Below are 21,811 nucleotides of genomic sequence, written 5' to 3'. Positions count from 1 at the left end.
GGGCGAAGGCCACCGGGTACTCGCAGGACTTTCGTGGGACTGGTTACAGCACTGTGCCGGGTGGGGCGGGCGCCCCACCCGGCCGACGGTCACGGGGTCGGCTGGTTCTTCGACGTGATGGTGATCGTGCCGTTGATGATGTCCTGCTTGACCGTGGCGAGTTCAGTGGTGAGCGTCGCCGGGACCTTCGAGCTGAAGTCGTGGTAGGGAGCCAGGCCGGTACCGTCGTTGGCGAGGGTACCGATGGTGGAGGTCGAGCTGAAGTCCCCCTTGGCCGCCGCCACCACGGCGGTGCTGACCGCGGTGGCGATGCCCTTGGTGACCGAGGTCATGACCACCGAGGCGTAGGCCGGGTTGGAGTAGAAGCCGTCGTCGTCGACCCAGATCGCGTTCATCGCGCCGTTGCTGGCCTTGGCCTGGGCCAGGGCGCCGATGCCGGTGCCGCCGGCCACCGGGAAGATGATGTCCGCGCCCTCGGCCTGGAAGGTCGCGGCGATCTGCTTGCCGCCCGCCTCGTCGGTGAAGCTCTGGGTGGAGTCGAAGGTCCCCTGCTTGGTGGTCTCGTTCCAGCCGAGCACCTTGACACTGGTGTGGTGCTGCTGGTTGTAGTACTGCACGCCCTCCCAGAAACCGTCCATGTAGACGGTGACGGTCGGGTAGTTCGCGCCGCCGAAGGTCGCGACCTTGCCGGTCTTGGTCATCCCCGCGGCGAAGTAGCCGCCGAGGAAGGCACCCTGGGCGGTGTCGAACTGAAGTCCCTGGATCTTCGGGGCGGTCGAGGTGTTGTCCACGATCGCGTAGTCCTGGGTGGGGTTCTTCTTGGCGGAGGCGACGGTCGCGTCGTCCATCGCGAAGCCCACGGTCACGATCAGCTTGCAGCCCGCCGAGACGAATCCGGCGATGTTGCTGGCGTAGTCGTTCTCGGTGGTGGAGGTGGCGTTCTGCACGGTGATGGCGCTGTCGGCCTTGGCGGCGTCCTGCATCCCGGCCCAGGACTCGGCGTTGAAGGAGTGGTCGTCCAGACCGCCGGTGTCGGTGACCATACAGGCCTTGTAGGAGCCAGTGGCGGAGGCGCTGGTGCTGCCCGAACTGCCGCTCGTACCGGGACTGCTGGAGGTGGCCACCGGCTTGGACCCGCACGCGGTCAGGGTCAGGCCCACCGCCGCCACAGCCGCCGCCAGTTGAACTGTCTTCTTCACCAAAGCCTCCAGAAAAATGCCGGTATCCCGAGGGTGGGGTCTGCCGTGTGGCGCCGGGAAGGTCAGCGAGTTCGCACGGCGTGCGGTCGCCGATGGTGGTGAGGACAATAGATGACCCTTCGCCGCTGTTGGGGTAAGACCGATCTCCGCGCGTAGACCGCAATGTCCCTGAGGCAGATCTGAAGCCTGGCCGTTATACAACACTGAGCGGGAGTACGGCAGGGTAACCAGGTATCCGCATCGGGTTACCAGGTCATGACGGAGAATCAGCGTACGTACGAACGGCGGACGCCGAACGGCGACGTCCCGTCACTCGCGGCGGAGTGACGGGACGGCAGGGGTGCGACAGCCCTGCGGGCGGCCGACTGGGGAGAGTCGGCCGCCCGCAGGCGTACGGTGGCGGCTCAGGCGGCGGTCGCCGGGCTGTTCCAACCGCTCGGCAGGGTCATCGGCGCACCCTGGTCGGCGGCCGGCTCCAGCGTGTTCAACAGCTCGGACGGCGGCACCGCCACCACCAGGCAGTGGGCGTGGGCCAGGCAGTAGCGCCCGACCGAGGTCCGCAGCACCCGGTGCAGCCGCCCCTGCCGCCCGGTGCTGACCACCAGTACGTCGCCGGGCCGGTCGGCGATCGCCACCAGGGCGCGCCCCGGGTTCTCGTCGCGCACCAGCATCGGGCGCACCCGCACCCCGGCCGGGTACCCGCCGAAGCACTGCTCGAACGCGCTGTCCAGCCGCTCGCGGGCGGCCTCCTCCCACACCTTCAGCAGCTGCGGGCAGGGCGCGCTGCGGTAGGCGTACTCGCCGCCGACCGGGTGCCAGGCCAGGACCGGGACCAGGACCGCGTTCCGCTCCCGGGCCAGCTCGACCGCCCGGTGCAGCGCGCCCAGGCTGCTCAGGGATCCGCTGACGCCGACGACGACCCGTGCGCTCTCAGCCATGGTGCTTCGCTTCCCTCTTTGTGCTGTTCCTTGGTTTCCCTGGGGGGAGGCCCCGGTGGCGGTTGATTCCATCGCCCGCACCGGGGATTTCCCTCTCCTTCATTGGACATCACCGCTGGCGGTCCCCACAGCCGCCTTGACGGCTCCGATACGGGCGGGCCGCTCGCCTTGACGTCGCCTTGACCGTCGGTTGAGAGGATGGCCCGGACCTGCCGAACTCATGAGGGGGGCTTGCCCGTGCCTGACCAGAAGGTGGACATCAAGGGGCTGCTGCGGTCGCTGCCGGTGTTCGAGGTGAAGCTGCCGGTGTTCGATCCGGCGGAGGCGCCGGACGAACCGGTGGCGCTGTTCCTGGACTGGCTGCTCGCCGCCGTCGAGGAGGAGGTTCCCGAGCCGCACGCGATGGCCCTGGCCACGGCCGACGCCCAGGGGCGGCCGTCCAGCCGGGTGCTGATCTGCAAGGACGTCGAGCCCGGCGGGCACTGGTACTTCGCCTCCAGCGCCACCAGCCGCAAGGGCCGCGAGCTCGCGGCGAACCCGCACGCGGCACTGACCTTCTACTGGCCCAGGCAGGGCCGCCAGATCAGGATCGCCGGGGCGGTCGCCCCGGCCTCGGCCGAGCGCAGTGCGGCGGACTTCCTGGCGCGCTCGCCCGGGGCCCGGGCCGAGGCGCTGGCGGCCCGGCAGTCGCAGGTCCTGGACGACCCGGCCGGAGCCGCCGCCGAGATCGAGGCGGCGCGGGCCCGGATCGCGGCGCGGCCCGACCTGGTCGCCGCCGACTGGACGCTGTACGCGCTGGCCGCCGACGAGGTCGAGTTCTGGCAGGCCGACGAGCAGCGTCGGCACACCCGGCTGCGCTACCGGCGGACCGGCGCCGGGTGGACCCGCCGGAGGCTCTGGGCGTAGCGGATCCGGACCTGGCTGTGGCGCGGCGCCCTGGGGTGGGTGCCGCGCCGTGGTGGTGCTGGGGGTGGTGCTGGGGTGTGGTCAGCCGAGGGTGAGGGTTTCGCCGGGGGTGATCACGTCGGGGTTGTTGCCGATGGTGGTGGTGTTGGCGGCGTAGAGCTTCTGCCAGGTGGTGCCGTTGGCGTTGGCGATGCCGCCGAGGGTGTCGCCGGGCTTGACCGTGTAGCTGCTGCTGGTGCTGGTGCTGGTGGTCTGGGCCGGGGTGGTGCTGGCCTGGGTGGTGGCCGGGGTGGTGCTGGGGGTGGTGGGGGTGCTGGTGGCCGTGGTGGTGGGGGTCACGGCGGTGGTGGTGGTGGTCGCGGCGGTGGTGGTGTCGGTGGTGTCGTTGCTGGTGAGGCCGGCCTGGGGGCCGCAGACGGGCCAGGCGCCGGGGCCTTGGGCGGCGAGGACGTTTTCGGCGACGGTGATCTGCTGGGCGGCGGTGGCCTGGTCGGCGCTGGCGGCGTAGGCGGTGCCGCCGAAGGCGGCCCAGGTGGAGGGGGTGAACTGGAGGCCGCCGTAGAAGCCGTTGCCGGTGTTGGCGGCCCAGTTGCCGCTGCTCTCGCACTGGGCGACGGCGTTCCAGGTGGAGGGGGTGGCGGCGGAGGCGGTGGTGGCGGCGGCGAGGCCGGCCACGGGGGCGGCGATGACCGCACCGGCGACCAGGGCGGTGCGCAGGCGGGTGTGCTTGCGGGTGCCCTCGGTGGCGGTGGTGGTGCGGGCGGCGTCGTTCTCGCGGCGGAAGATCATGTGTTCCTCTCGTCAGTCCCGGACGGTGGCGGTGGGCGCGCGGGAGCGCGCGTGGTGGTCCGCTGGTGGTCCATCGGGTCGGCCGGTTCACGCCGGTGGGGGCGTCGTCCGTGCCGTCGTGGCTCCCGCTGCGCTTCGCGTTCCCGTGGACAAGACGAGAACGTGTGGGGCGGGTTGGGCCCGGGGTGCTCGGTGCACTTCTTCGAAGGTAGGCAACCTCCGGTCCCGGTCCAAGCGTTCCGGGGAAGTCCCAGCTCAGAGCCAGGTTACCGCCGGTATCGATCATGTCTTTCGGTGATATCGGGGCGGCTCGGGCCCCGATTCGCCTTCTCCGGGGGGCATTTCGTGGTCTGGACCACATCGGAGGACGGGTGACCTGCCCCACACGGTCGACGGATGGTGAGCGGGTCGGTCCCGGCCGGTCACTGTGGATCTTCGTCCGCCCGGCCCGGCCGTGACCTGGACCATAGTCGGGCCGTTTCGGCGCGCTCCGTATCCGCCCGATCACCCTCCGGGTGCGCCGGGTCCGGATCGCGGGCGGGGCCGACCGGGATCCTCCATTGGGCGGCGCGTCCCGCGCGTCCTACGGCGACAGAGCGCCGCGGCGGGTAGCGTTCCGTGCAGTAGCAGTCGTGGTTCCCGAGTTCCGCTCGCCCGTGATCGCGATCACGGGCATTGTGCTGTCCGGGATCACGGTCGGGGTGCGTCCGGGCCGGGCGACACGGCGCTCGCACAGTGCGGGCGCGGTTGCGACTGTGCGCATCAAGGAGAACAGCATGGCCAGCGGTACCGTGAAGTGGTTCAACGCCGAAAAGGGCTTCGGCTTCATCGAGCAGGACGGGGGCGGCGCCGACGTCTTCGCCCACTACTCGAACATCAACGCCCAGGGCTTCCGTGAGCTCCAGGAGGGCCAGAAGGTCACCTTCGACGTCACTCAGGGCCAGAAGGGCCCGCAGGCGGAGAACATCCTCCCGGCCTGACCGGCGGCAGCACCGGCGCCCCGCCCCGCGATCCAGCGGCGCGGGGCGTCCGCATGCCCGCGTCGCCCCGTCGGCGGTGGTGCGGCGACGGGGGTGGTGATCCGTCATCCACCGCCCGTGGCCGGGCTGTTGACCGCCCGGCGCGGTTCCGCAACACCGCGCCCTGGTTCGATGGTGCACGACGTTCCGTGGCAGGGCCGGGATTCGAGGGCGCCGCTGCTCAGCGGGGTGACACGGCGCGGCGTGACTCCCGTACGGGATTAACCGGCGAACCCTTGACAGCAGAATGGTCTAGTCCAAGTATTAGCGCGATCAACCATTGGTCTCTACCACTATGGTCCTCGTCCCCACTTGGGAGCCCAGATGACACGAACCCCCCGAATTGTCCGTTCCGTGGTCACCGGACTGGTCGCGACCGCGGTCGCCTCGGCGGGGCTGCTGACCGCCGGTGCGGGTGCGGCGAACGCGGAGGGGATCCCCGCCGGCCACGCCTGGGTCAACCCCCTTCCGGCGCACGTGTACTCGCCCTACTTTGAGGCGTACAACGGCGACGACCCGGCCACCCTGTCCGCCGAGTCCGGCAGCAAGTACCTGACCCTCGCGTTCATCGAGACCGCCGCGTCCGGCTCCTGCACCGCCTACTGGAACGGCAGCACCACCCAGCCGCTCACCTCGGCCACCTTCGGCAGCTCGATCGCGGCCATCCAGCGCAACGGCGGCAACGTCATCCCCTCCTTCGGGGGTTACGGCGCCGACACCACCAACACCGACATCGCCGACAGCTGCACCAGTGTCGACGCGATAGCCAAGGTGTACGAGAACATCTTCACCACGTACCACGTCTCCCGGATCGACCTGGACGTCGAGGCCACCTCGCTGTCCAACACCGCCGGGATCACCCGCCGCAACCAGGCCATCGCCGAGGCCGAGGCCTGGGGACGGCGCACCGGCCACCCGGTGAGCTTCCAGTACACCCTGCCGTCGGCCAACACCGGGCTGGGCGCGACCGGGCTCGCGGTGCTGCAGAACGCGGTCCAGGAGCACGCCCAGATCGCCCTGGTCAACGCCATGACCTTCGACTACTACATCGGCACCACCCAGGAGATGGGCGCGGACGCGGTCTCCGCCGCGAACGGCGTCTACAGCCAGCTCTCCGCGCTCTACCCGTGGAAGTCCAAGGCGCAGCTCTGGGAGTCGATCGGGCTCACCCTGATGCCCGGCATCGACGACTTCGGTGCGGCCGAGACCACCACCGTGGCCGACGTCAACACCGTGGAGTCCTTCGCCAAGAGCAACGGCCTGGGCGCCCTGTCCATCTGGGCGATCCAGCGCGACAACGGCGGCTGCCCCGGCACCGCCGGCGCCGGTACCTGCTCCGGCGTGGCCCAGAGCACCTGGCAGTTCAGCCACATCCTGGAGCAGTTCAACAGCCGTTCCTGGGGCCACGGCTGGGGCTTCTGACCCATCGGGGTCCGAGGACCCACGCGGACCGCGGTCCGGCCGGGCGGGCCTGGTTCTCCAGGCCCGCTCCGGCGTTCCCCGGGGCCGGGCCGATCAGTAGCCGTTCCCGCCGCCACCGCCGGGCGAGGGCGAGGGGGTCGTCGGCATCGCGGTGATCGCCGCGCCGCCGGGGCCGACCACGTACCAACGCCCGCCGAAGGCGTCCACGCCCTGGCCGTTGGTCTGCCCGGGCTTGGCGTCGTCGGCGAAGTAGTACAGCGGGTGGCCCTTGTAGGTGACCTGGGTCGCGTGGTCGGCCCGCGCGCTGGTGCCGAGCAGGGCGGTGTTCACGCCGGTGCCGCTGGGCGCGCCGCTGGTGGTGTCCGGGGGCCAGGCGGCCGCGCAGGCGCCGTTGCAGGTGGAGGTGGGGCCGGTGTCCGCCTGGAACAGGTACAGCGTCCGGCCGGAGCCGTCGACCAGGATCTGGCCCTCGGGGGAGGAGGCGGCCTTCACCACGGCCGCGCCGTGCCCGGCCGTGGACGCCGACGCCGGTGCGGCGCTGCTCGGGGCCGCGCTGCCGCTGGGGCTCGGGGTGGATGACGCCGTGGTGGAGCTCGCGCAGCCGGCGGCCAGCGCCGCCACGGCCGCTGCGCCCACCAGGGCGGTGGTGACACGTTTCACGACGGACTTCTTCCGCTGGAACCGCCGCTCCGCCGGTTGCGGCTCGGCTGGTCCACCGGCCCGCCGGGGCGGGTCCGCACCAGTGAGAACGCCTCCCGGCCGCGACCGGTTCACCGGCGTTCCGTCACCGGTGTCCCTCCCGTCGTGAGACTCCGCGGATCCCCGCGGCCCCCGGCTACAGCTGGGCCGCGGCGAAACCGGTCAGCAGCACGCAGAAGCCGCCGATCTCGCCGATGATCAGGATCGCCAGCAGGATCCTCATGTTCGGCGGCGCGTTGCGCATCTGGTTGTCGGTCCGGCCCTGGATCCCGAGCCGCACGTAGTTGGCGATGGTGGCCATGAACAGCACCACGATCGTCACGCCCGCGCTGAGGTTGACCGCGTCGGGCCAGCGGGAGAACTGGACGAAGGCCGAGATGAGCCCGGCGGCGAACGAGTACAGCAGGGCGGACCGGTGGGCGATGTCGATGTACGGGTGCGCCAGCCCGTCCGCGGAGGTGCTCATCCGCTGCCATTTCCACACGCCGAGGACCAGCGCCCACACGAAGATGACTCCGGCGAGGAACAGGACTACCGAGGTGTCCTTGTGTATCAGGGCGGTGTGCGTCTGCAGGGTCAACTCAACCTCCGGGCTATGAACGTGCGCGATGGGGAAAGTACGGGGCTCGGGCGTGGCAACTCGGCCGCTGGGCTGAGGAGTTGCCGTCCCGGGCGGACGGCGGCGCGCTGGACTCCCGGTCGGGGCGCGGAGCGGCGTCCACCCCCCGACCGGACGGTCGCGCTACGCCTGGGCGGGCGGCGTGAGGCGGGAGCCCTCGGTGGAGGTGCGCGGGCCCGGGACGCGCGCGTTCTCCCGGCCGAGCGCGATCCGGGCGGCGGCGTCCACCAGTGCCACCAGGTTCGGCGTCTCGGTCTCGCCCTCCAGGTGCCGGTACTCGGTGGACAGGGTGATCGCCAGCCGCTCCGGCAGTCCCAGCTCCGGGTAGTGCCCGGACTCGATCAGGTGCAGCGCGGCGTTGGCCGCCGGTACCCCCTGGGCGTGCAACTTCCGTGCCTGGTCCCGGACCCAGCCGAGGTAGTCGATGTGGGCGCGCAGGTCGTCCCGGGTCATCAGCGGTCCGTGGCCGGGGACGATCACCGTGGCGCCGGTCGCCAGGATGCTCAGGCAGGCGTCGATGACGTTGTCCAACGGACCGGCCCAGTGCACCGGGTGGTCCCCGGCGAAGGCCAGGTCACCGGTGAACACCACGCCGTGCTGCGGCAGATGCACCCACAGGTCGCCGTCGGTGTGCGCGGGCCCGGCCTGGGTCAGCCGGACCTCGGCCGCGCCGACGCGGAGGTCCAACTGCCCGCTGAAGGTGCGGGTGGGGGCGACCAGGGTGAGGTCCTCGAAGTGGAAGCGGCCGAAGTGGCGGCGCAGGTACCAGGCCGTGGGCTGGTCCTGCGGCGTCTCGTGCACCAGGTGGTGCATCTGCTGCGGCGTGGGTTCGTGCTCCAGCGCGTGCAGGTAGTCCTCGGTCCCGATGATCTCGACATCGGTCAACGCCGCTAGGCCGTACGAGTGGTCTCCGTTGCTGTGCGTGGTGATCGCGGTGCCGATCCGGGCCTCCGGACCCAGCACCCGCGCGCAGGCGTCGAGCAGCGCGTGGGTGTGGGGAAGGTCGTACGGGGTGTCGATGAGCGCTGCCTGCCCACCGGACACCAGTAGACCGCAGTTGGCCAGCCCCCAGGCGCCGGGTTCGTCGGGCAGCCAGGCGAAAAGGCCGTCGGCTATGGGGGTGAGGTGCGACTCTTGGCTCATGAGGGCCCATTGTGACGATCTTTGCGCCGCGCCGTGAAGTGATCCCCATCACAGTTTGGTTTGACGCGGCATCATCATCCGATTCTGTGACCGCGATCCGGGGCGGCGCCGGGAGGCCCGGTCAGGACTGCGGACCGGTCGTCAGTTCCGCCTCCCGGGGCCGGGACCGCCGTCGCGAGGGGCGGCGCTGCGGCCAGAGCGGGGTCGGCCGGATCACCTCGCCGGGGACGAACGGAATGATCATCAGTCGCCCGCCGGGCAGGCTGAACGGTTCGGCGGCGCACATGGTGACCATCCCCGGCCCGAGCACCGCGTGCCGCAGCGGACGGGTGTCGGTGTCCGGGTGGACGTACTCCAGCTCCGGGTGCGTGTAGATGGGCTGGGTCACCGGGTCGGCCAGGGCCTGCGCCTCCAGGTCGCGCAGGTCCTGGTTGTCCGGATGGGCCAGCACCGCCGCCTTCAGCTGGGCCAGCGCCAACGGCCCCCAGGAGATGTCCCAGTGCGGGAAGTAGTCGCGGGCCGGTTCGCACAGGGCCATCCACCACATGATGTTCCGCGGCGGCAGGCCCGGCTCCAACCCGGGCACGTCGTCCGGGAACATGTGCGGGAAGCGCTCGTTCCAGGCGAGCGTGTTCCAGGCGGCGTCGGTGATGTAGGCCATGTGCGTGATGCCGTCGAGGGCCACCTGCCAGGTCGGCTTGAGCTCCACCGCCTGCCGCGGGTCCAGCGGGTGGGTGGGCTTCTCGCCGTGCGACAGCAGGTACAGCATGGTGCGCTCGTCCTCGTTCAGCCCGAGCTGCCGGGAGACCTCGTCCAGCAGCAGGGCCGGCGGGTGTTCGATCTGCCCGCGCTCCAGCCGCCCGTACGTCCCGGCGGCGAAGTCGCCCATCAGCAGCATGTCCATCTGCGGCTGGGACAGGCCGTCGACCGGACGGCCGCGGCGGACCGGCGTCGGCTCGAAGCCGCGCTCGGTCGGATCGACCAGCGCGCGGTGGCGCTCCAGCATCGCCTTCAGCTCGCGTCTGTTCATGTTCCGTCATACCCCCTGGCCGCCCGGCCTCCTGAGCGACCGTCGCCACTGCCCGCTTGATTAAGGTGGTGCTGAATTACATGTAAATACTGACCCTGCAAAAACGGGCGGGGCTGCGGCAGACTCGCCACACCGGGTTCTTCCTGCCCGGGACGCCCCAGTGCCGAAGGGACCGAGCACCGGCCATGCCGACCACGAGCACCGCGTCCAGCCAGCGCGGCGAACAGCTCGTGCCGCCGCCTGTCCGGACAGCTGGGCTGGGCCTCCTGCCGCACCGCTGCGGCCTCCTTCGAACACCCGTCAGATCCCGTACAAGACGCGCTACATGCTAGTACCGAGCCGCGCGCGGATCAGCCGGATCCGCGAACCCCGGCCGAAGCCCCGGGTTCAGGGCCCCGGCGGCTGACGAGGCGAGGCGCACCGGCTGGGCCACCACCGTCCGCTCCACCACCGAAAGGCAGCGCATGGACCCCCGTTCCGTACTGATCACCGGCGGAAGTCGCGGCATCGGGGCGGCCGTCGCCCGGGCCTTCGCCGCCCAGGGCGATCGGGTGGCCGTCACCTACCGCAGCCGTCCGCCGGCCGAGGGGGTCCTGCCGGACGAGGTGCTCGCGCTGCCCTGCGACGTGACGGTGCCGGAGCAGATCTCCGCCGCGCTCAAGCAGATAGAGGAGGCCCACGGGCCGGTGTCGGTCCTGGTCGCCAACGCCGGGATCACCCACGACGGGCTGTTGCTGCGGATGGCGGAGGAGGACTTCACCGCCGTTGTCGACACCAACCTGACCGGCGCGTTCCGCGTGGTCAAGGCGGTCAGCGGGAAGATGCTCCGGGCCCGCGGCGGACGCATCGTGTTCATCTCCTCGGCCGTCGCCATGCGCGGCGAGGCCGGGCAGTCCAACTACGCCGCCTCCAAGGCCGGGATGATCGGCCTGGCCAGGTCGCTGGCCCGGGAGTTCGGGCCCCGCTCGATCACCGTCAACGTGGTCGCGCCCGGGCTGACCGAGACCGACATGAGCGCCGAGCTCTCCGAGGAGCTGCGGGCCGAGCTGATCGCGCAGATCCCGCTGGGCCGGATGGCCCAGCCAGAGGAGGTCGCCGCCGCGGTGCGTTTCCTGGCCTCACCGGAGGCCTCCTACATCACCGGGGCGATCGTGCCCGTCGACGGCGCTGCCGGCACCGGCCACTGAAGGGGACGACGGTGGACACCAGCCATGCCCATCCGACCGCGTCCCCACCGGACGCCCTCACCCCCGCCGCCTTCCCGCAGGGACGCCAGCACGGCGCCGCGCCCTGGACCCCGGCCGGGGCACCGGCCCGTTACGACGTCGGCGGCGAGCGCCACACCCCGCCGTCCGCACTGACCCCGCCCGCCGCCCGGACCGCGCCGCCGCCGTCGGCGCCCGCACCGCCGCCGGTCGCACCGGGCCCGGTCGGGCAGGCCTCGACCGCGCCCGCCGGAGCCGGGGCGGGCCGGGGATCGCCCGCCCCGCGGGCCGCCGAGCGAGCCGTCCCCGATGTCGGTCCGGTGGCCGCCACCCCGGCGGCCGACGGCGTACCGGCGGGCAGGCAGTCCGGCACCGAAGTACCGTGGGCCTTCCAGCGTCAGGCCCACTGGGAAATGCCGGCCCAGCCCAGATCGGTCCCCGCCGCCCGTCACTGCGCCGCGTTGCTGCTGGCCAGCTGGGGCGTCTACGGCGAGGACGTCGAGCAGGTCGTGCTCCTGGTCAGCGAGCTCACCACCAACTCCACCCTGCACGGCCGACGTGACATGTCCGTCGACCTGACCCTCGCGGGCTCGCATGTGGACCTCACTGTCTCCGACTACGGACCGGTGGTCGGCCGGGGCGAGAAACTGCCCGCCGACGAGTCCGGCCGGGGCCTGGAGATCGTCAGCGCCCTCGCCGACGGCCTGCACGTGCAGCGCCACCGCACCGGTACCAACGCCTGGGCCAGCTACCGCCTCGCGGCCAGCCGGTACCGCTGACCGGCGCCGGCTCCACCGGGGGGAGTCGGCGCCGGTCACCCACCGCCGTGGCGGACGCGCGCAGCGCGACCGCCCGGCTCCCGGGTTGCGCCGAAGCCCGGGGCGCGTTGCGATAAGGAGGCGACCCTTCCCTTTCCGTGGAGGTCCATGGAGGCCCGCGGAGGTCCATGGAGGTCCGTTGAGGTCCGTGGACCGGTGAGGACCGTGGAGGGGAGGAGGAGGCATGGCCAAGCGGCGCGACCCGGCTGCCCCCCGCCCCCGCCCGTCGCTGCTCGGCCGGTGCCTTCCCGGGCCCTTCCCCCGGATGGCGTGGTTGCCGTTGGCGCTGCTGGCGCTGATCGCCACCGCCGACATCCTCTCGCCCGCCGACATACACCTCGGGCCGCTGCTGGTGGTGGCGCCCGCGATCACCGCCTCCTTCGCCGGTCCCCGGTTCACCGCGTTCATCGGCGCGCTCTCGGTGCTGACCCTGGTGGTGATCGGCCTGGAACGGGGGGTGATCGCCACCGAGAACCTGGAGGTCCAGCTCGCGGGCCTGGTCGTGCTCTCGGTGCTGGTGGTGGTCTTCAACCGGGTGCACCAGCGGAGCAAACACGAGCTGACGCGGGTGCGGGCGGTCTCCGAGGCGGCGCAGCGGGTCCTGCAGAGCCCGCTGCCGGAACGGATCGGCCCGCTGCGGATCGCCTCCAGCTACCGCGCGGTGGCCGCGCACGCCCGGGTCGGCGGGGACCTGTTCGCGGCGGCCCGCACCGGTGACAGCACCCGGCTGATCATCGGCGACGTGCGCGGCAAGGGCCTGCAGACCCTCGGTGACACGGCCCTGCTGCTCGGGGCCTTCCGCGCCGCCGCGCACCAGCAGTCCCCGCTGCCGGGGCTCGCCGCCTACCTGGAGGGCAGCGTCTCCTGGGGCCTGGCCGAGCCCGACGGCGGCGCCGGTCCCGAGGTGGGGGAGGGCTTCGTCACCGCCGTGATCGTGGACATCCGCGACGACGAGCCGCTGTTGAACGTGGTCAACTGCGGCCATCCGCCGCCGCTGCTGCTGCGCGGGGGCCGCAGCGCCACGCTGGAGGTGCTGCGCCCGGCGCCGCCGCTCGGCCTGGGCACCCTGGGCGGCTTCGTCGCCGACGGCTACCGGGCCACCGCCTTCGCCTTCGAACCGGGCGATCTGCTGCTGCTCTACACCGACGGCATCTCCGAGGCGCGGGACTACCGGGGCGAGTTCTATCCGCTGTCGGCGCGGTTGGAGCGGTTCGGCGGCGTCGAGCCGGAGCGGCTGCTGGCGCGGGTCAACGACGACCTGGACAGCTTCGTCGGCGGACCGCTCGCCGACGACGCGGCGATGGTCGCGATCGCCCGCGACGACCACGGCCTGCGGCTGGCCGCCCGCCCCCGCTGAGCGCGTGGGCGGGCGCGGGCGACCCCGGGACCGGCGCGGGGTGGCGCGCCGGTCCCGGGGCCGTTTCGGGGCTCAGCTCGCGGTGCAGCTGAGCGTGGGTGCGGTGTTGCTGCCGGTGTAGCTCGCGCCGAAGCCGAAGCTGGTGTTGCCGCCGACGGCGATCGCGTTGTTGTACGCGGCGTTGGTCACCGTGACCGAGGTGCCGGTCTGGGTGTACGAGCCGTTCCACAGGTTGGTGATCTGCTGGCTGCCGGGCCAGGTCCAGGACACCGTCCAGGACTTGGTGGCGGCGGTGCCGGTGTTGGTCACCGTGACGCTGCCGTTGAAGCCGCTGCCCCAGTCGCTGCTGACGCTGTAGGCGGCGGTGCACCCGGCGCTGGTGGTGCCGCCCCCGCCGCCGGACGAGGCGGCGGTGGTGGCGGTCACCGCGGCGGACGCCGCCGAGACGTTGCCCGCCGCGTCACGCGCGTCGACGGTGTAGCTGTACGCGGTGGCGGCGGTGAGGCCGGTGTCGGTGTAGGTCGTGCCGCTGGTCACCGTGGCGACCTTGGTGCTGCCGCGGTAGACGTCGTAGCCGGTCACGCCGACGTTGTCGGTCGAGGCGGTCCAGGACAGCGAGACGCTGCCGCTGGTGGTGCCGGTGACGGTGAGCCCGGTCGGGACCGACGGCGGGGTGGTGTCGCCGCCGCCACCGCCGGTGGTGGTGGAGCCGAGGGACGGGTAGGCGTTGGCGACCAGCCCCTGGAACTCGGCCGCGAACCACTGCCCGGCCGGGACGTCGTAGCCGGGGATGGCGTCGGTCGGGTAGGTCCCGCCGTTGCCGTCGGTCTGGGTCCCGTTCGGGTCGCAGTGCGCGTCGCCGTGGGCGTGGGTGCTGGTCGGGTAGTCGCCGTCGGACTCGCCCGGCGGCTTGATCCAGACGAAGGCGATGATCGGGTCGCTCGCCCCGTACGGCTGCGCGGTCGGCCGCGCGCCGATCCCGGCCCCGGCGATGTTGCACCAGTCACCGCGGAACGGTCGCTGGTCGATCTTGTTCGCGGCGACGTAGGCGGTGGCGGTGGTCGGCGAGGTGTTCAGCGAGGTCGGTCTGGCCGACCCGCCCCAGCCGTTGCGGGAGGTGTCGATGAGCATCCCCACCGTGCTCGGGAAGCCCGCCGCGACCAGCGCGGAGTACATCGCCTCGTCGTAGCTGTGCTCGTCGAAGTACGGGTTGTACTGGTAGAAGTTCACCGAGTCCAGCGGTGAACCGCCCACCTGGAGCGTCGAGTTCGGCAGGTACGGCTCGTCGGTCGGGGTGTAGTTGGCGGTGTCGCTGATGAACCCGTCCACGCTGGCGAAGCCCGCCGTGGTGGCCTTGGCGACCTTGGCGTACTCCTGGGCGGCCGGGCTCATGTTGCTGGACCAGCCGAGCCAGGCGGAGTGGCCGATGTCCAGGTAGGTGTAGAGGTTGCTGATCGGGTGCAGCGCGTTCAGCGCGTACTCGATGCCCGCCTCGTAGTACGGGGTGGCGGTGGCACAGGCGGGCTTGCTCTGGTTGGTGACCACGTTGGGCAGCGAGTCCGGCTCGATGATCGCCGAGATCCGCAGGTTGCTGTAGGCGCTGTTGCCCAGCAGCGCCGCGATCGGGTTGATGTACTGGGTCTCGTACTCGGTGAGCCCGGCGGCGGTCGCCGGGATCTCGCCGTTGGACGCCAGCGCCGCGCAGTCGCGGCCGGGCAGGTCGTAGATGACCACCTCGAACAGCACCGGCTTGGAGCTGCCGGCGGCCTGCGTCTCGGCGTTGTTGAGCTGGGTCTGGAGGCTGAGGTGGGTGCTGTCGCCGGTGATCGCGCCGATGTGGTCCATCCAGATCGCGGTCTGGTAGGTGGCGACAGTGGCCTCGGTCGCGCCGGTGGTCCCGCCGTCGGCGGTGGCCTGGGCCTTGACCTCGTTCACATAGTCGGGGTTCAGGTAGGGCGTCGAACCCACGTAGGGGTTGGCCACATGGGTGGCGGTGGCGTGCGCGGACTGCGCGCCGGCGATCGGGACGAGCATGGCGGCGCCCAGCGCGGCCGAGGTCAGGATCGCTCGGAACCGGTTCGGTTTCTGACGTGACACGTGACGGATCCCTCTGTGAGGTGGGGTGGCTGGATCCCTGGTGAGCTCTCGCGTCCTTTCACGAATTGATGGGAGCGCTCCCATGCTGGGCGGCGCCTGACGGTGCCCCGACGGGGGCGGGTGGTTCCGGGGAACCGGGTGGGACTCCCTGCGCGTGGTGCACCGGCGGCCGCGGATGGCACTCCGCGGATGGCGTATCACTCCAGCCCACGGGCGGTGGACGTCCCGGGGTGGGCGGACGCCGACCGTTCCCCCGGGGCTGATGCCCGCCGCACGCGGCTGGTGGCAACCAGTGGGAGCGCTCCCGATAGTCAACTGATTCCGAGGGCGCGTCAATACCCTTGTCCGCGTACACCGAAAAAAGTCTGACGTGTTGTCAAGCTCCGCCGTCCGTCGCTACCGTGGCCCCGGCAGCCAGTGCGAGCACCCTGTTCTTCGGGACTACGGATCCACCACCTCGGGATTCGCCAAGGAGAGTGCTCACCCATGAGACCCCCGATCAGGCTCACCGCGGTCGCGGCCGTCACGGCGGGCTTCGCCGCCGTGCTGCTGCCGCTGGCCGGACCCAGCGCCGCCGCCACCGCCACCGCCTCGTGCGGCGTCAGCTACGCGGACACCAACGACTGGGGCAGCGGCTTCACCGCCTCGGTCACCATCACCGACACCGGCGGCGCGGCGATCAGCGGCTGGACCCTCGGCTTCGGCTACGCCGGAAACCAGACCCTGCAGAGCGGCTGGAACGGCACCTGGTCCCAGTCGGGCAGCCAGGTCACCGTCACCGCGCCGAGTTGGAGCAGCGGCATCGCCGCCGGGAGCAGCTACACCACCGAGGCCAACTTCGGTTACTCCGGCAGCAACAGCGCGCCCACGGCGTTCACCGTCAACGGCGTGGTCTGCGGCACCGGCACCGGCCCGTCGCCCTCGCCCTCCGCCTCCCCGACCCCGACGCCGACACCCACGCCCACGCCGACACCCACGCCCACGCCGACCCCCAGTGCCTCGGCGACCGCGACGCCCACCGCACCCGCTGGGAGCGCTCCCCAGCTGCATGTCTCCGGCAACAAGCTGGTCGACGCCACCGGCCGGACGGTCACCCTGCACGGGGTGAACCGTTCCGGCGCGGAGTTCTCCTGTGTCCAGGGCACCGGGATCTTCGACGGGCCGGTCGACCAGGCCTCCGTCTCGGCGATGACCGCCTGGGGCATCAACGCCGTCCGGGTCCCGCTCAACGAGGACTGCTGGCTCGGCCTGTCCGACGTGGACTCCGCCTACGCGGGCAGCAGCTACATCACCGCGATCAAGAACTACGTCTCGCTGCTGCACCAGAACGGCCTGGTCGCGATCCTCGACCTGCACTGGACCGACGGGGTCTACACCGGCAACTCCTCCGCCTGCTCCAGTGCCACCGCGACCTGCCAGAAGCCGATGCCCGACGCGGCCGAGGCGATCCCGTTCTGGACCTCGGTCGCCAGCACCTTCAAGGGTGACGACGCCACCGTGTTCGACCTGTTCAACGAGCCCTACCCGGACCGGGCCAGCAGCACCGCCACCCAGGCGTGGACCTGCTGGCGCGACGGCGGCACCTGCCCGGGCATCGGCTACCAGGTCGCCGGGATGCAGTCGATGGTGAACGCGGTACGGTCCACCGGCGCGGACAACGTGCTGATGCTGGGCGGTCTGGCCTACTCCAACGACCTCAGCCAGTGGCTGGCCTACGAGCCCACCGACCCGGACCACGACCTGGCCGCGTCCTGGCACTCGTACAACTTCAACACCTGTAGCAGCGCCTCCTGCTGGAACAGCCAGGTGGCCCCGGTGCTGGCGCAGGTGCCGCTGGTCACCGGTGAACTCGGCGAGAACGACTGCGCCGCGACCTACCTGAACTCGCTGCTGCCCTGGCTCGACCAGGAGGGCGCCTCCTACCTCGCCTGGACCTGGAACACCTGGGACTGCAGCTCGGGGCCGTCGCTGATCAGCGACTACAGCGGCACCCCGACCGCCTACGGCGCGGGCTTCAAGGCACACCTGGCCTCGCTGGGTTAGGCACCGGAGCACACCGGGCTCGGACGAGTCCCGGCGGGCGGGGCCGAGGGCGGCCGCCCGCCGGGACTCGGCGGTCACCCCGGGGCGCCGCCGCGGAGCAGCAGCAGTGCCACGTCCACGCCCGCGAGGCCGAGCGTGGCCAGGAACGGCAGCCGACTGCCCGGGCGCGCGCCCAGCGGCAGCACCACGGCGACCCCCAGGGCCCCGGTCACCGCCAGCCCGGCCCAGCCGCTCGGCCCCGGGGGACCCGCCGGGCCGAGCACCAGCAGCGCCGAGGCCGCCAGCAGCGCGCCCGCCGCCAGCGCCCGCGCCCCGCGCCCGCCGAGCCGCTGCGGCAGGCCGCGCACCCCCGCCGCGAGGTCGTCGTCGATGTCCGGGAGCACGTTGGCGGCGTGCGCGCCCACGCCCAGCAGCGCGCCCGCGCCCAGCAGCCACAGCGGTGGCCGGGGGTGCCCGGGCAGCCCCAGCGTCACCAGGGCGGGCAGCAGCGCGAAGCCGAGGGCGTACGGCAGCCAGGAGAGCACGGTGCGCTTGACCCCGAGGTTGTAGGCCCAGCCGGCGGCGACCCCGCCCAGGTGCGCCAGCCCGGCCGACAGGCCGACGGCCAGCGACAGCGGTACGCAGAGCAGCAGCGCGCAGCCCGCCGCGACCGCCGCCGTGCGGTGCGGCACCGCCCCGGTGACCAGGGGCTTGTCCCGCCGCCCCGCGGCCAGGTCCCGGCGCCGGTCGATCACGTCGTTGCTCCAGCCCACCGAGAGCTGACCGCTGAGCACCGCCAGGCCGACCAGTACCGTGCCGCCCGGTCCGCGCCCCCAGGCCGCCGCCAGCACGGTGGTCAGCACCGTCACCGCCACGGTCGGCTCGGCGTGCGCGGCCCGCAGCAGCCCTGGCCAGAAGCCGCGATCCGCCGCCGCGCCGACGGCCGCGGCCTCGCCCGGACCGGTGGTGCCCGCTCTGTCCATGCCGCGATGGTAGGGCCGCCGACAGGCGGTGACCGGTAGATTCATGACCTTTGGTCAATTTGCCCCTATACTTCCGCTCATGACGCGAATTGTCGCGATCCAGGGTGCCCTGCCCGCCCAGCACTACGCGCAGGAGCAGATCACTCGTGTCTTCGCGGACCTGTGTCTGCCGCCGGAGCACGAGCGCGAACGCGGGGTACTGGCCCGGGTGCACGCGGCGTCCCAGGTCGAGCACCGCCACCTGGCGCTGCCGCTGGAGCGCTACGCCGGGCTGACCGGTTTCGGCCAGGCCAACGACGCCTTCATCGAGGTCGCGCTGCGGCTCGGCGAGGAGGCGGTCAACGGGGCCCTGGAGCAGTCCGGGCTGCGCCCCGAGGAGATCGACCTGGTCGTCTTCACCTCGGTCACCGGCATCGCCGCCCCCTCGATCGAGGCCCGGCTGGCGGGCCCGCTGGGGCTGCGCCCGGACGTCAAGCGGGTGCCGGTGTTCGGCCTCGGCTGCGTGGCCGGGGCGGCCGGGATCGCCCGGCTGCACGACTACCTGCACGGCCACCCGGACCAGGTGGCGCTGCTGCTCTCGGTCGAACTGTGCTCGCTGACCCTGCAACGCGCCGACGCCTCGCCGCAGAACCTGGTGGCCGGGGCGCTCTTCGGCGACGGCGCCGCCGCGCTGCTCGCCGTCGGCCGTGAGCGCGCCGCCGGGACGCGGCCGCCCGGGCCGACCGTGGTGGCCACCCGCAGCCGCCTCTACCCCGGCACCGAGCGGATGCTGGGCTGGGAGATCGGTGACGACGGCTTCCGGATCCTGCTCGGCGCCGACCTGCCGGACCTGGTCCGGGCCGGACTCGGCGCGGAGGTCCGCTCCTTCCTGGCCGACCACGACCTGAAGACCCAGGACGTGACCGCCTGGGTCTGCCACCCGGGCGGCCCCCGGGTGCTGGACGCCGTCCGCGAGACGCTGGACCTGCCCGCCCGCGCCCTGGAGCTGACCTGGCGTTCGCTGGCCGAGGTCGGCAACCTCTCCTCCGCCTCGGTGCTGCACGTGCTGCGCGACACCCTGGCGCTGCGCCCGCCCCCGCCCGGAACCCCCGGGCTCCTGCTCGCGATGGGTCCGGGCTTCAGCACCGAACTCGTCCTCCTCCGCTGGTAGCCGCCGATGTCCGCGTACACCCTGCTCATCCTGCTGGTCGGCCTGGAACGGCTGGCCGAAGTCGGGGTCGCCCGCCGCAACACCGCCTGGTCCGCCGCCCGCGGCGGCCTTGAGTACGGCAGCGGGCACTACCCGGTGATGGTGCTGCTGCACACCGGCCTGCTGCTGGGCTGCCTGGCCGAGACCGCGCTCGCCCACCGGCCGTTCCTGCCCGCGCTCGGCTGGCCGATGCTGGCGCTGGTACTGCTGGCCCAGGGCCTGCGCTGGTGGTGCGTGGCCACCCTGGGCCCGCGCTGGAACACCCGGGTGATCGTGGTCCCGGGTCTGCCGCCGGTCACCGGCGGCCCGTACCGCTGGCTGCGGCACCCGAACTACCTGGCCGTGGTGGTCGAGGGCGAGGCGCTGCCGCTGGTGCACTCCAACTGGCTCACCGCCACCGTGTTCACCCTGGGCAACGCCCTGCTGCTGGTGATCCGGGTGCGCTGCGAGGAGGCCGCGCTGGCCACCCTGCCGTCCGGGTCCCCCGAGCGGACCGCCGCCGCGCTGCCGTGATCGACCTGCTGGTCGCGGGCGGCGGCCCGGCCGGTCTGGCCACCGCCATCCACGCCGCCCGGGCCGGACTCGACGTGGTCGTCGCCGAGCCCAGACCCGCGCCGATCGACAAGGCCTGCGGTGAGGGCCTGATGCCGGGCGCGGTACAGGCGCTGGAACGGCTGGGCGTCAGCGTCGGCGGCCATCCGCTGTCCGGCATCCGCTACCTGGACGAGCGCTTCCGGGCCGAGGCGCGGTTCGCCGCCCGCCCCGGGCGCGGGGTGCGCCGCACCGAACTGCACGCCGCCCTGGCGCGGCGTGCCGAAGAGCTCGGGGTGCCGGTGCTGCCGCTGCGGATCGGCGAGCTCCGGCAGGACGGCTCCGGGGTGACGGCGGCCGGGATCACCGCCCGCTACCTGGTCGCCGCCGACGGCCTGCACTCGCCGATCCGGCGGCAACTCGCCCTGGAGCAGCCCGATCCGCGCCCGGCGCGGTACGGGCTGCGGCGCCACTTCGAGGTCGCGCCGTGGACCGACTGCGTCGAGGTGCACTGGTCGCCGGGCGCGGAGGCGTACACCACCCCGCTGGGCCCGGGGCTGGTCGGGGTCGCGGTGCTGACCGCCGAGCGCGGCCCGTTCGCGGCCCACCTCGGGCGCTTCCCGCAGCTGGCGGGACGGCTGCGGGCAGCCGCGGCGGCCACCCCGGTACGCGGCGCCGGGCCGCTGCGGCAGCGGGTGCGGGCACGGGTGGCCGGGCGGGTGCTGCTGGTGGGGGACGCGGCCGGCTACGTCGACGCGCTGACCGGGGAGGGGGTGTCCCTGGCCCTGGCCGCCGCCGCCGAACTGGTGCGCTGCCTGCGGGCGGACCGGCCGCAGGCCTACGAGCGGGCGTGGCTGCGGGTCTCCCGGCGGCACCGGCTGCTCACCGAGTCCCTGCTCTGGGCCCGGCACCGGCCGGGCCTGGCCGCCAGGATCGTCCCCGCCGCCGCCCGGCTGCCCTCGGTGTTCCACCTGCTGGTGAACCAACTGGACTGAAACCCCGGTGGCACCGCACCGCCTGACCATCAGTCATGTCCGGCTCCGCCCACGGGTGGAGAGCCGGGAGGAGGCGGCTCCGCCGGAAGCGGCGGGCTCCACCCCGAAGCTCCACCCGGCGGCTCCACTCCTCGGCCGAGGTGCCGTGGCCGCCGGATTCCTAGCATCGGCAGGGACCGGGCCCGCCCGGTCCTGTCTGCTTCCGGTCGGAGAGGGTGGTCGCTGTGGGAGTGTTCGCGTTCCTGTTCAACGTCAGCGCGGTGGGTTGGCTGGTCGCCGAGGTGGTGATGCAGGTGCGCCGGTACCGGATGGGCGGCCGGGCGGTGCGGACCGAGTGGGGCTCACTGGGGGTGGTCGCCGGGGCGGTCGCGGTCGGCCAGGGGCTCGCGGTGCTGGCCGAGACCGCCGTGCCCGGGGCCGGGCTCGGCGGCGGCACGCCGTTGCTCGGCGTGTCGCTGCTGGTGCTGTGGGCCGGGATCGCGCTGCGCCTGTGGGCGATCCGGGTGCTGGGGCGGTTCTTCCGAGGGGTGGTGCACATCCAGGAGAACCACCGGGTGGTGACCGCCGGTCCCTACCGGGTGCTCCGGCACCCGGCCTACAGCGGGGCGCTGGTGGCGGTCCTCGGCCTCGCCCTGGCCTCGGACAACCTGATCGCGCTGGTCGCCCTGTTCGGCTGCACGCTGGCGGGCGTGCTCTACCGGATCCGGGTGGAGGAGCAGGTGCTGACCTCGGCCCTGGGCGAGGCCTACACCGGCTACGCGGCCGGGACCTCCCGGCTGCTGCCGGGGGTGTGGTGACCGGCCGTGCCCGCCCCCGGGGCCCGGATCCCTTGTGGGAGCGCTCCCATCCA

At 72.6% G+C, this 21,811-nt stretch carries 20 protein-coding genes; 11 read left to right on the top strand and 9 right to left on the bottom strand.

What is annotated here, in order from left to right; translation table 11 throughout:
• Positions 1 to 89: 89 nt before the first annotated feature.
• Positions 90 to 1,199 (bottom strand): BMP family protein, encoded by a 1,110-nt coding sequence (locus GXP74_RS25270; protein WP_182453537.1) that lies wholly within the window; start codon positions 1,197 to 1,199, stop codon positions 90 to 92.
• Between the two features lie 404 nt (positions 1,200 to 1,603).
• Entirely contained in the window at positions 1,604 to 2,137 is a 534-nt protein-coding gene (locus GXP74_RS25265) for a universal stress protein (RefSeq protein ID WP_182453536.1), read from the bottom strand.
• A 198-nt stretch (positions 2,138 to 2,335) separates the two neighbouring features.
• Between GXP74_RS25265 and GXP74_RS25260 the strand changes: the two genes are divergently transcribed.
• Positions 2,336 to 3,043 (top strand): pyridoxal 5'-phosphate synthase, encoded by a 708-nt coding sequence (locus tag GXP74_RS25260; protein WP_182453535.1) that lies wholly within the window; start codon positions 2,336 to 2,338, stop codon positions 3,041 to 3,043.
• 81 nt (positions 3,044 to 3,124) lie between these two features.
• On the opposite strand, the gene GXP74_RS25255 is transcribed toward GXP74_RS25260, so the two are convergent.
• Positions 3,125 to 3,832, bottom strand: a complete 708-nt coding sequence (locus GXP74_RS25255) for a transglycosylase family protein (protein ID WP_182453534.1) — start codon at positions 3,830 to 3,832, stop codon at positions 3,125 to 3,127.
• 776 nt (positions 3,833 to 4,608) lie between these two features.
• On the opposite strand from GXP74_RS25255, the gene GXP74_RS25250 reads away from it, so the two are divergent.
• Positions 4,609 to 4,812: a cold-shock protein gene (locus GXP74_RS25250; RefSeq protein WP_182453533.1), complete on the top strand. Its 204-nt coding sequence runs from the start codon at positions 4,609 to 4,611 to the stop codon at positions 4,810 to 4,812.
• Positions 4,813 to 5,175: 363 nt separating this feature from the next.
• Positions 5,176 to 6,273: a chitinase gene (locus GXP74_RS25245; RefSeq protein WP_182453532.1), complete on the top strand. Its 1,098-nt coding sequence runs from the start codon at positions 5,176 to 5,178 to the stop codon at positions 6,271 to 6,273.
• Positions 6,274 to 6,366: 93 nt separating this feature from the next.
• On the opposite strand, the gene GXP74_RS25240 is transcribed toward GXP74_RS25245, so the two are convergent.
• The 4 genes from GXP74_RS25240 to GXP74_RS25225 all read right to left on the bottom strand — a co-directional run bounded on the left by GXP74_RS25240 (position 6,367) and on the right by GXP74_RS25225 (position 9,764).
• Positions 6,367 to 6,933 carry a hypothetical protein gene (locus tag GXP74_RS25240; protein WP_225448166.1) on the bottom strand — a complete coding sequence of 189 codons (567 nt, stop codon included), beginning with the start codon at positions 6,931 to 6,933 and terminating at the stop codon, positions 6,367 to 6,369.
• Positions 6,934 to 7,108: 175 nt separating this feature from the next.
• Positions 7,109 to 7,552, bottom strand: coding sequence for a hypothetical protein (locus GXP74_RS25235; protein ID WP_225448165.1), 444 nt, complete (start codon positions 7,550 to 7,552; stop codon positions 7,109 to 7,111).
• A 162-nt stretch (positions 7,553 to 7,714) separates the two neighbouring features.
• Positions 7,715 to 8,734 (bottom strand): MBL fold metallo-hydrolase, encoded by a 1,020-nt coding sequence (locus tag GXP74_RS25230; RefSeq protein ID WP_182453531.1) that lies wholly within the window; start codon positions 8,732 to 8,734, stop codon positions 7,715 to 7,717.
• 121 nt (positions 8,735 to 8,855) lie between these two features.
• Complete coding sequence (locus GXP74_RS25225; protein ID WP_182453530.1) at positions 8,856 to 9,764, bottom strand: XRE family transcriptional regulator; 909 nt, start codon at positions 9,762 to 9,764, stop codon at positions 8,856 to 8,858.
• Between the two features lie 464 nt (positions 9,765 to 10,228).
• Here GXP74_RS25225 and fabG point away from each other — a divergent pair, with 464 nt between their 5' ends.
• The 3 genes from fabG to GXP74_RS25210 all read left to right on the top strand — a co-directional run bounded on the left by fabG (position 10,229) and on the right by GXP74_RS25210 (position 13,144).
• Positions 10,229 to 10,951: a 3-oxoacyl-ACP reductase FabG gene (fabG, locus tag GXP74_RS25220; protein ID WP_182453529.1), complete on the top strand. Its 723-nt coding sequence runs from the start codon at positions 10,229 to 10,231 to the stop codon at positions 10,949 to 10,951.
• 11 nt (positions 10,952 to 10,962) lie between these two features.
• Positions 10,963 to 11,748: an ATP-binding protein gene (locus GXP74_RS41925; RefSeq protein WP_182453528.1), complete on the top strand. Its 786-nt coding sequence runs from the start codon at positions 10,963 to 10,965 to the stop codon at positions 11,746 to 11,748.
• A 223-nt stretch (positions 11,749 to 11,971) separates the two neighbouring features.
• On the top strand, positions 11,972 to 13,144 hold the full coding sequence (locus GXP74_RS25210; protein WP_182453527.1) for a PP2C family protein-serine/threonine phosphatase: 1,173 nt from the start codon (positions 11,972 to 11,974) through the stop codon (positions 13,142 to 13,144).
• Positions 13,145 to 13,216: 72 nt separating this feature from the next.
• On the opposite strand, the gene GXP74_RS41920 is transcribed toward GXP74_RS25210, so the two are convergent.
• A complete protein-coding gene (locus tag GXP74_RS41920; protein ID WP_304940922.1) occupies positions 13,217 to 15,241 on the bottom strand; it encodes a glycoside hydrolase family 6 protein in 2,025 nt (674 codons plus the stop codon).
• A 486-nt stretch (positions 15,242 to 15,727) separates the two neighbouring features.
• Here GXP74_RS41920 and GXP74_RS25200 point away from each other — a divergent pair, with 486 nt between their 5' ends.
• Positions 15,728 to 17,284: a cellulase family glycosylhydrolase gene (locus tag GXP74_RS25200; protein ID WP_182453525.1), complete on the top strand. Its 1,557-nt coding sequence runs from the start codon at positions 15,728 to 15,730 to the stop codon at positions 17,282 to 17,284.
• 74 nt (positions 17,285 to 17,358) lie between these two features.
• On the opposite strand, the gene GXP74_RS25195 is transcribed toward GXP74_RS25200, so the two are convergent.
• Positions 17,359 to 18,246, bottom strand: coding sequence for a UbiA family prenyltransferase (locus GXP74_RS25195; RefSeq protein ID WP_182453524.1), 888 nt, complete (start codon positions 18,244 to 18,246; stop codon positions 17,359 to 17,361).
• A gap of 79 nt (positions 18,247 to 18,325) precedes the next feature.
• On the opposite strand from GXP74_RS25195, the gene GXP74_RS25190 reads away from it, so the two are divergent.
• From GXP74_RS25190 to GXP74_RS25175, 4 genes are all read left to right on the top strand, one after another.
• On the top strand, positions 18,326 to 19,396 hold the full coding sequence (locus GXP74_RS25190) for a type III polyketide synthase (RefSeq protein ID WP_182453523.1): 1,071 nt from the start codon (positions 18,326 to 18,328) through the stop codon (positions 19,394 to 19,396).
• Positions 19,397 to 19,402: 6 nt separating this feature from the next.
• Positions 19,403 to 19,948, top strand: coding sequence for an isoprenylcysteine carboxyl methyltransferase family protein (locus tag GXP74_RS25185; protein WP_182453522.1), 546 nt, complete (start codon positions 19,403 to 19,405; stop codon positions 19,946 to 19,948).
• Positions 19,945 to 20,961 (top strand): NAD(P)/FAD-dependent oxidoreductase, encoded by a 1,017-nt coding sequence (locus GXP74_RS25180; RefSeq protein ID WP_182453521.1) that lies wholly within the window; start codon positions 19,945 to 19,947, stop codon positions 20,959 to 20,961. Before GXP74_RS25185 ends, GXP74_RS25180 begins: the two co-directional genes overlap by 4 nt.
• A gap of 224 nt (positions 20,962 to 21,185) precedes the next feature.
• Positions 21,186 to 21,758, top strand: coding sequence for an isoprenylcysteine carboxylmethyltransferase family protein (locus tag GXP74_RS25175; RefSeq protein WP_225448164.1), 573 nt, complete (start codon positions 21,186 to 21,188; stop codon positions 21,756 to 21,758).
• Positions 21,759 to 21,811: the final 53 nt, after the last annotated feature.

The organism is Streptacidiphilus sp. P02-A3a (genome assembly GCF_014084105.1).
Classification (GTDB): domain Bacteria; phylum Actinomycetota; class Actinomycetes; order Streptomycetales; family Streptomycetaceae; genus Streptacidiphilus.
The sequence above is the reverse complement of the archived record's forward strand: the minus strand, read 5'-3'. Positions and strand labels throughout refer to the sequence as shown.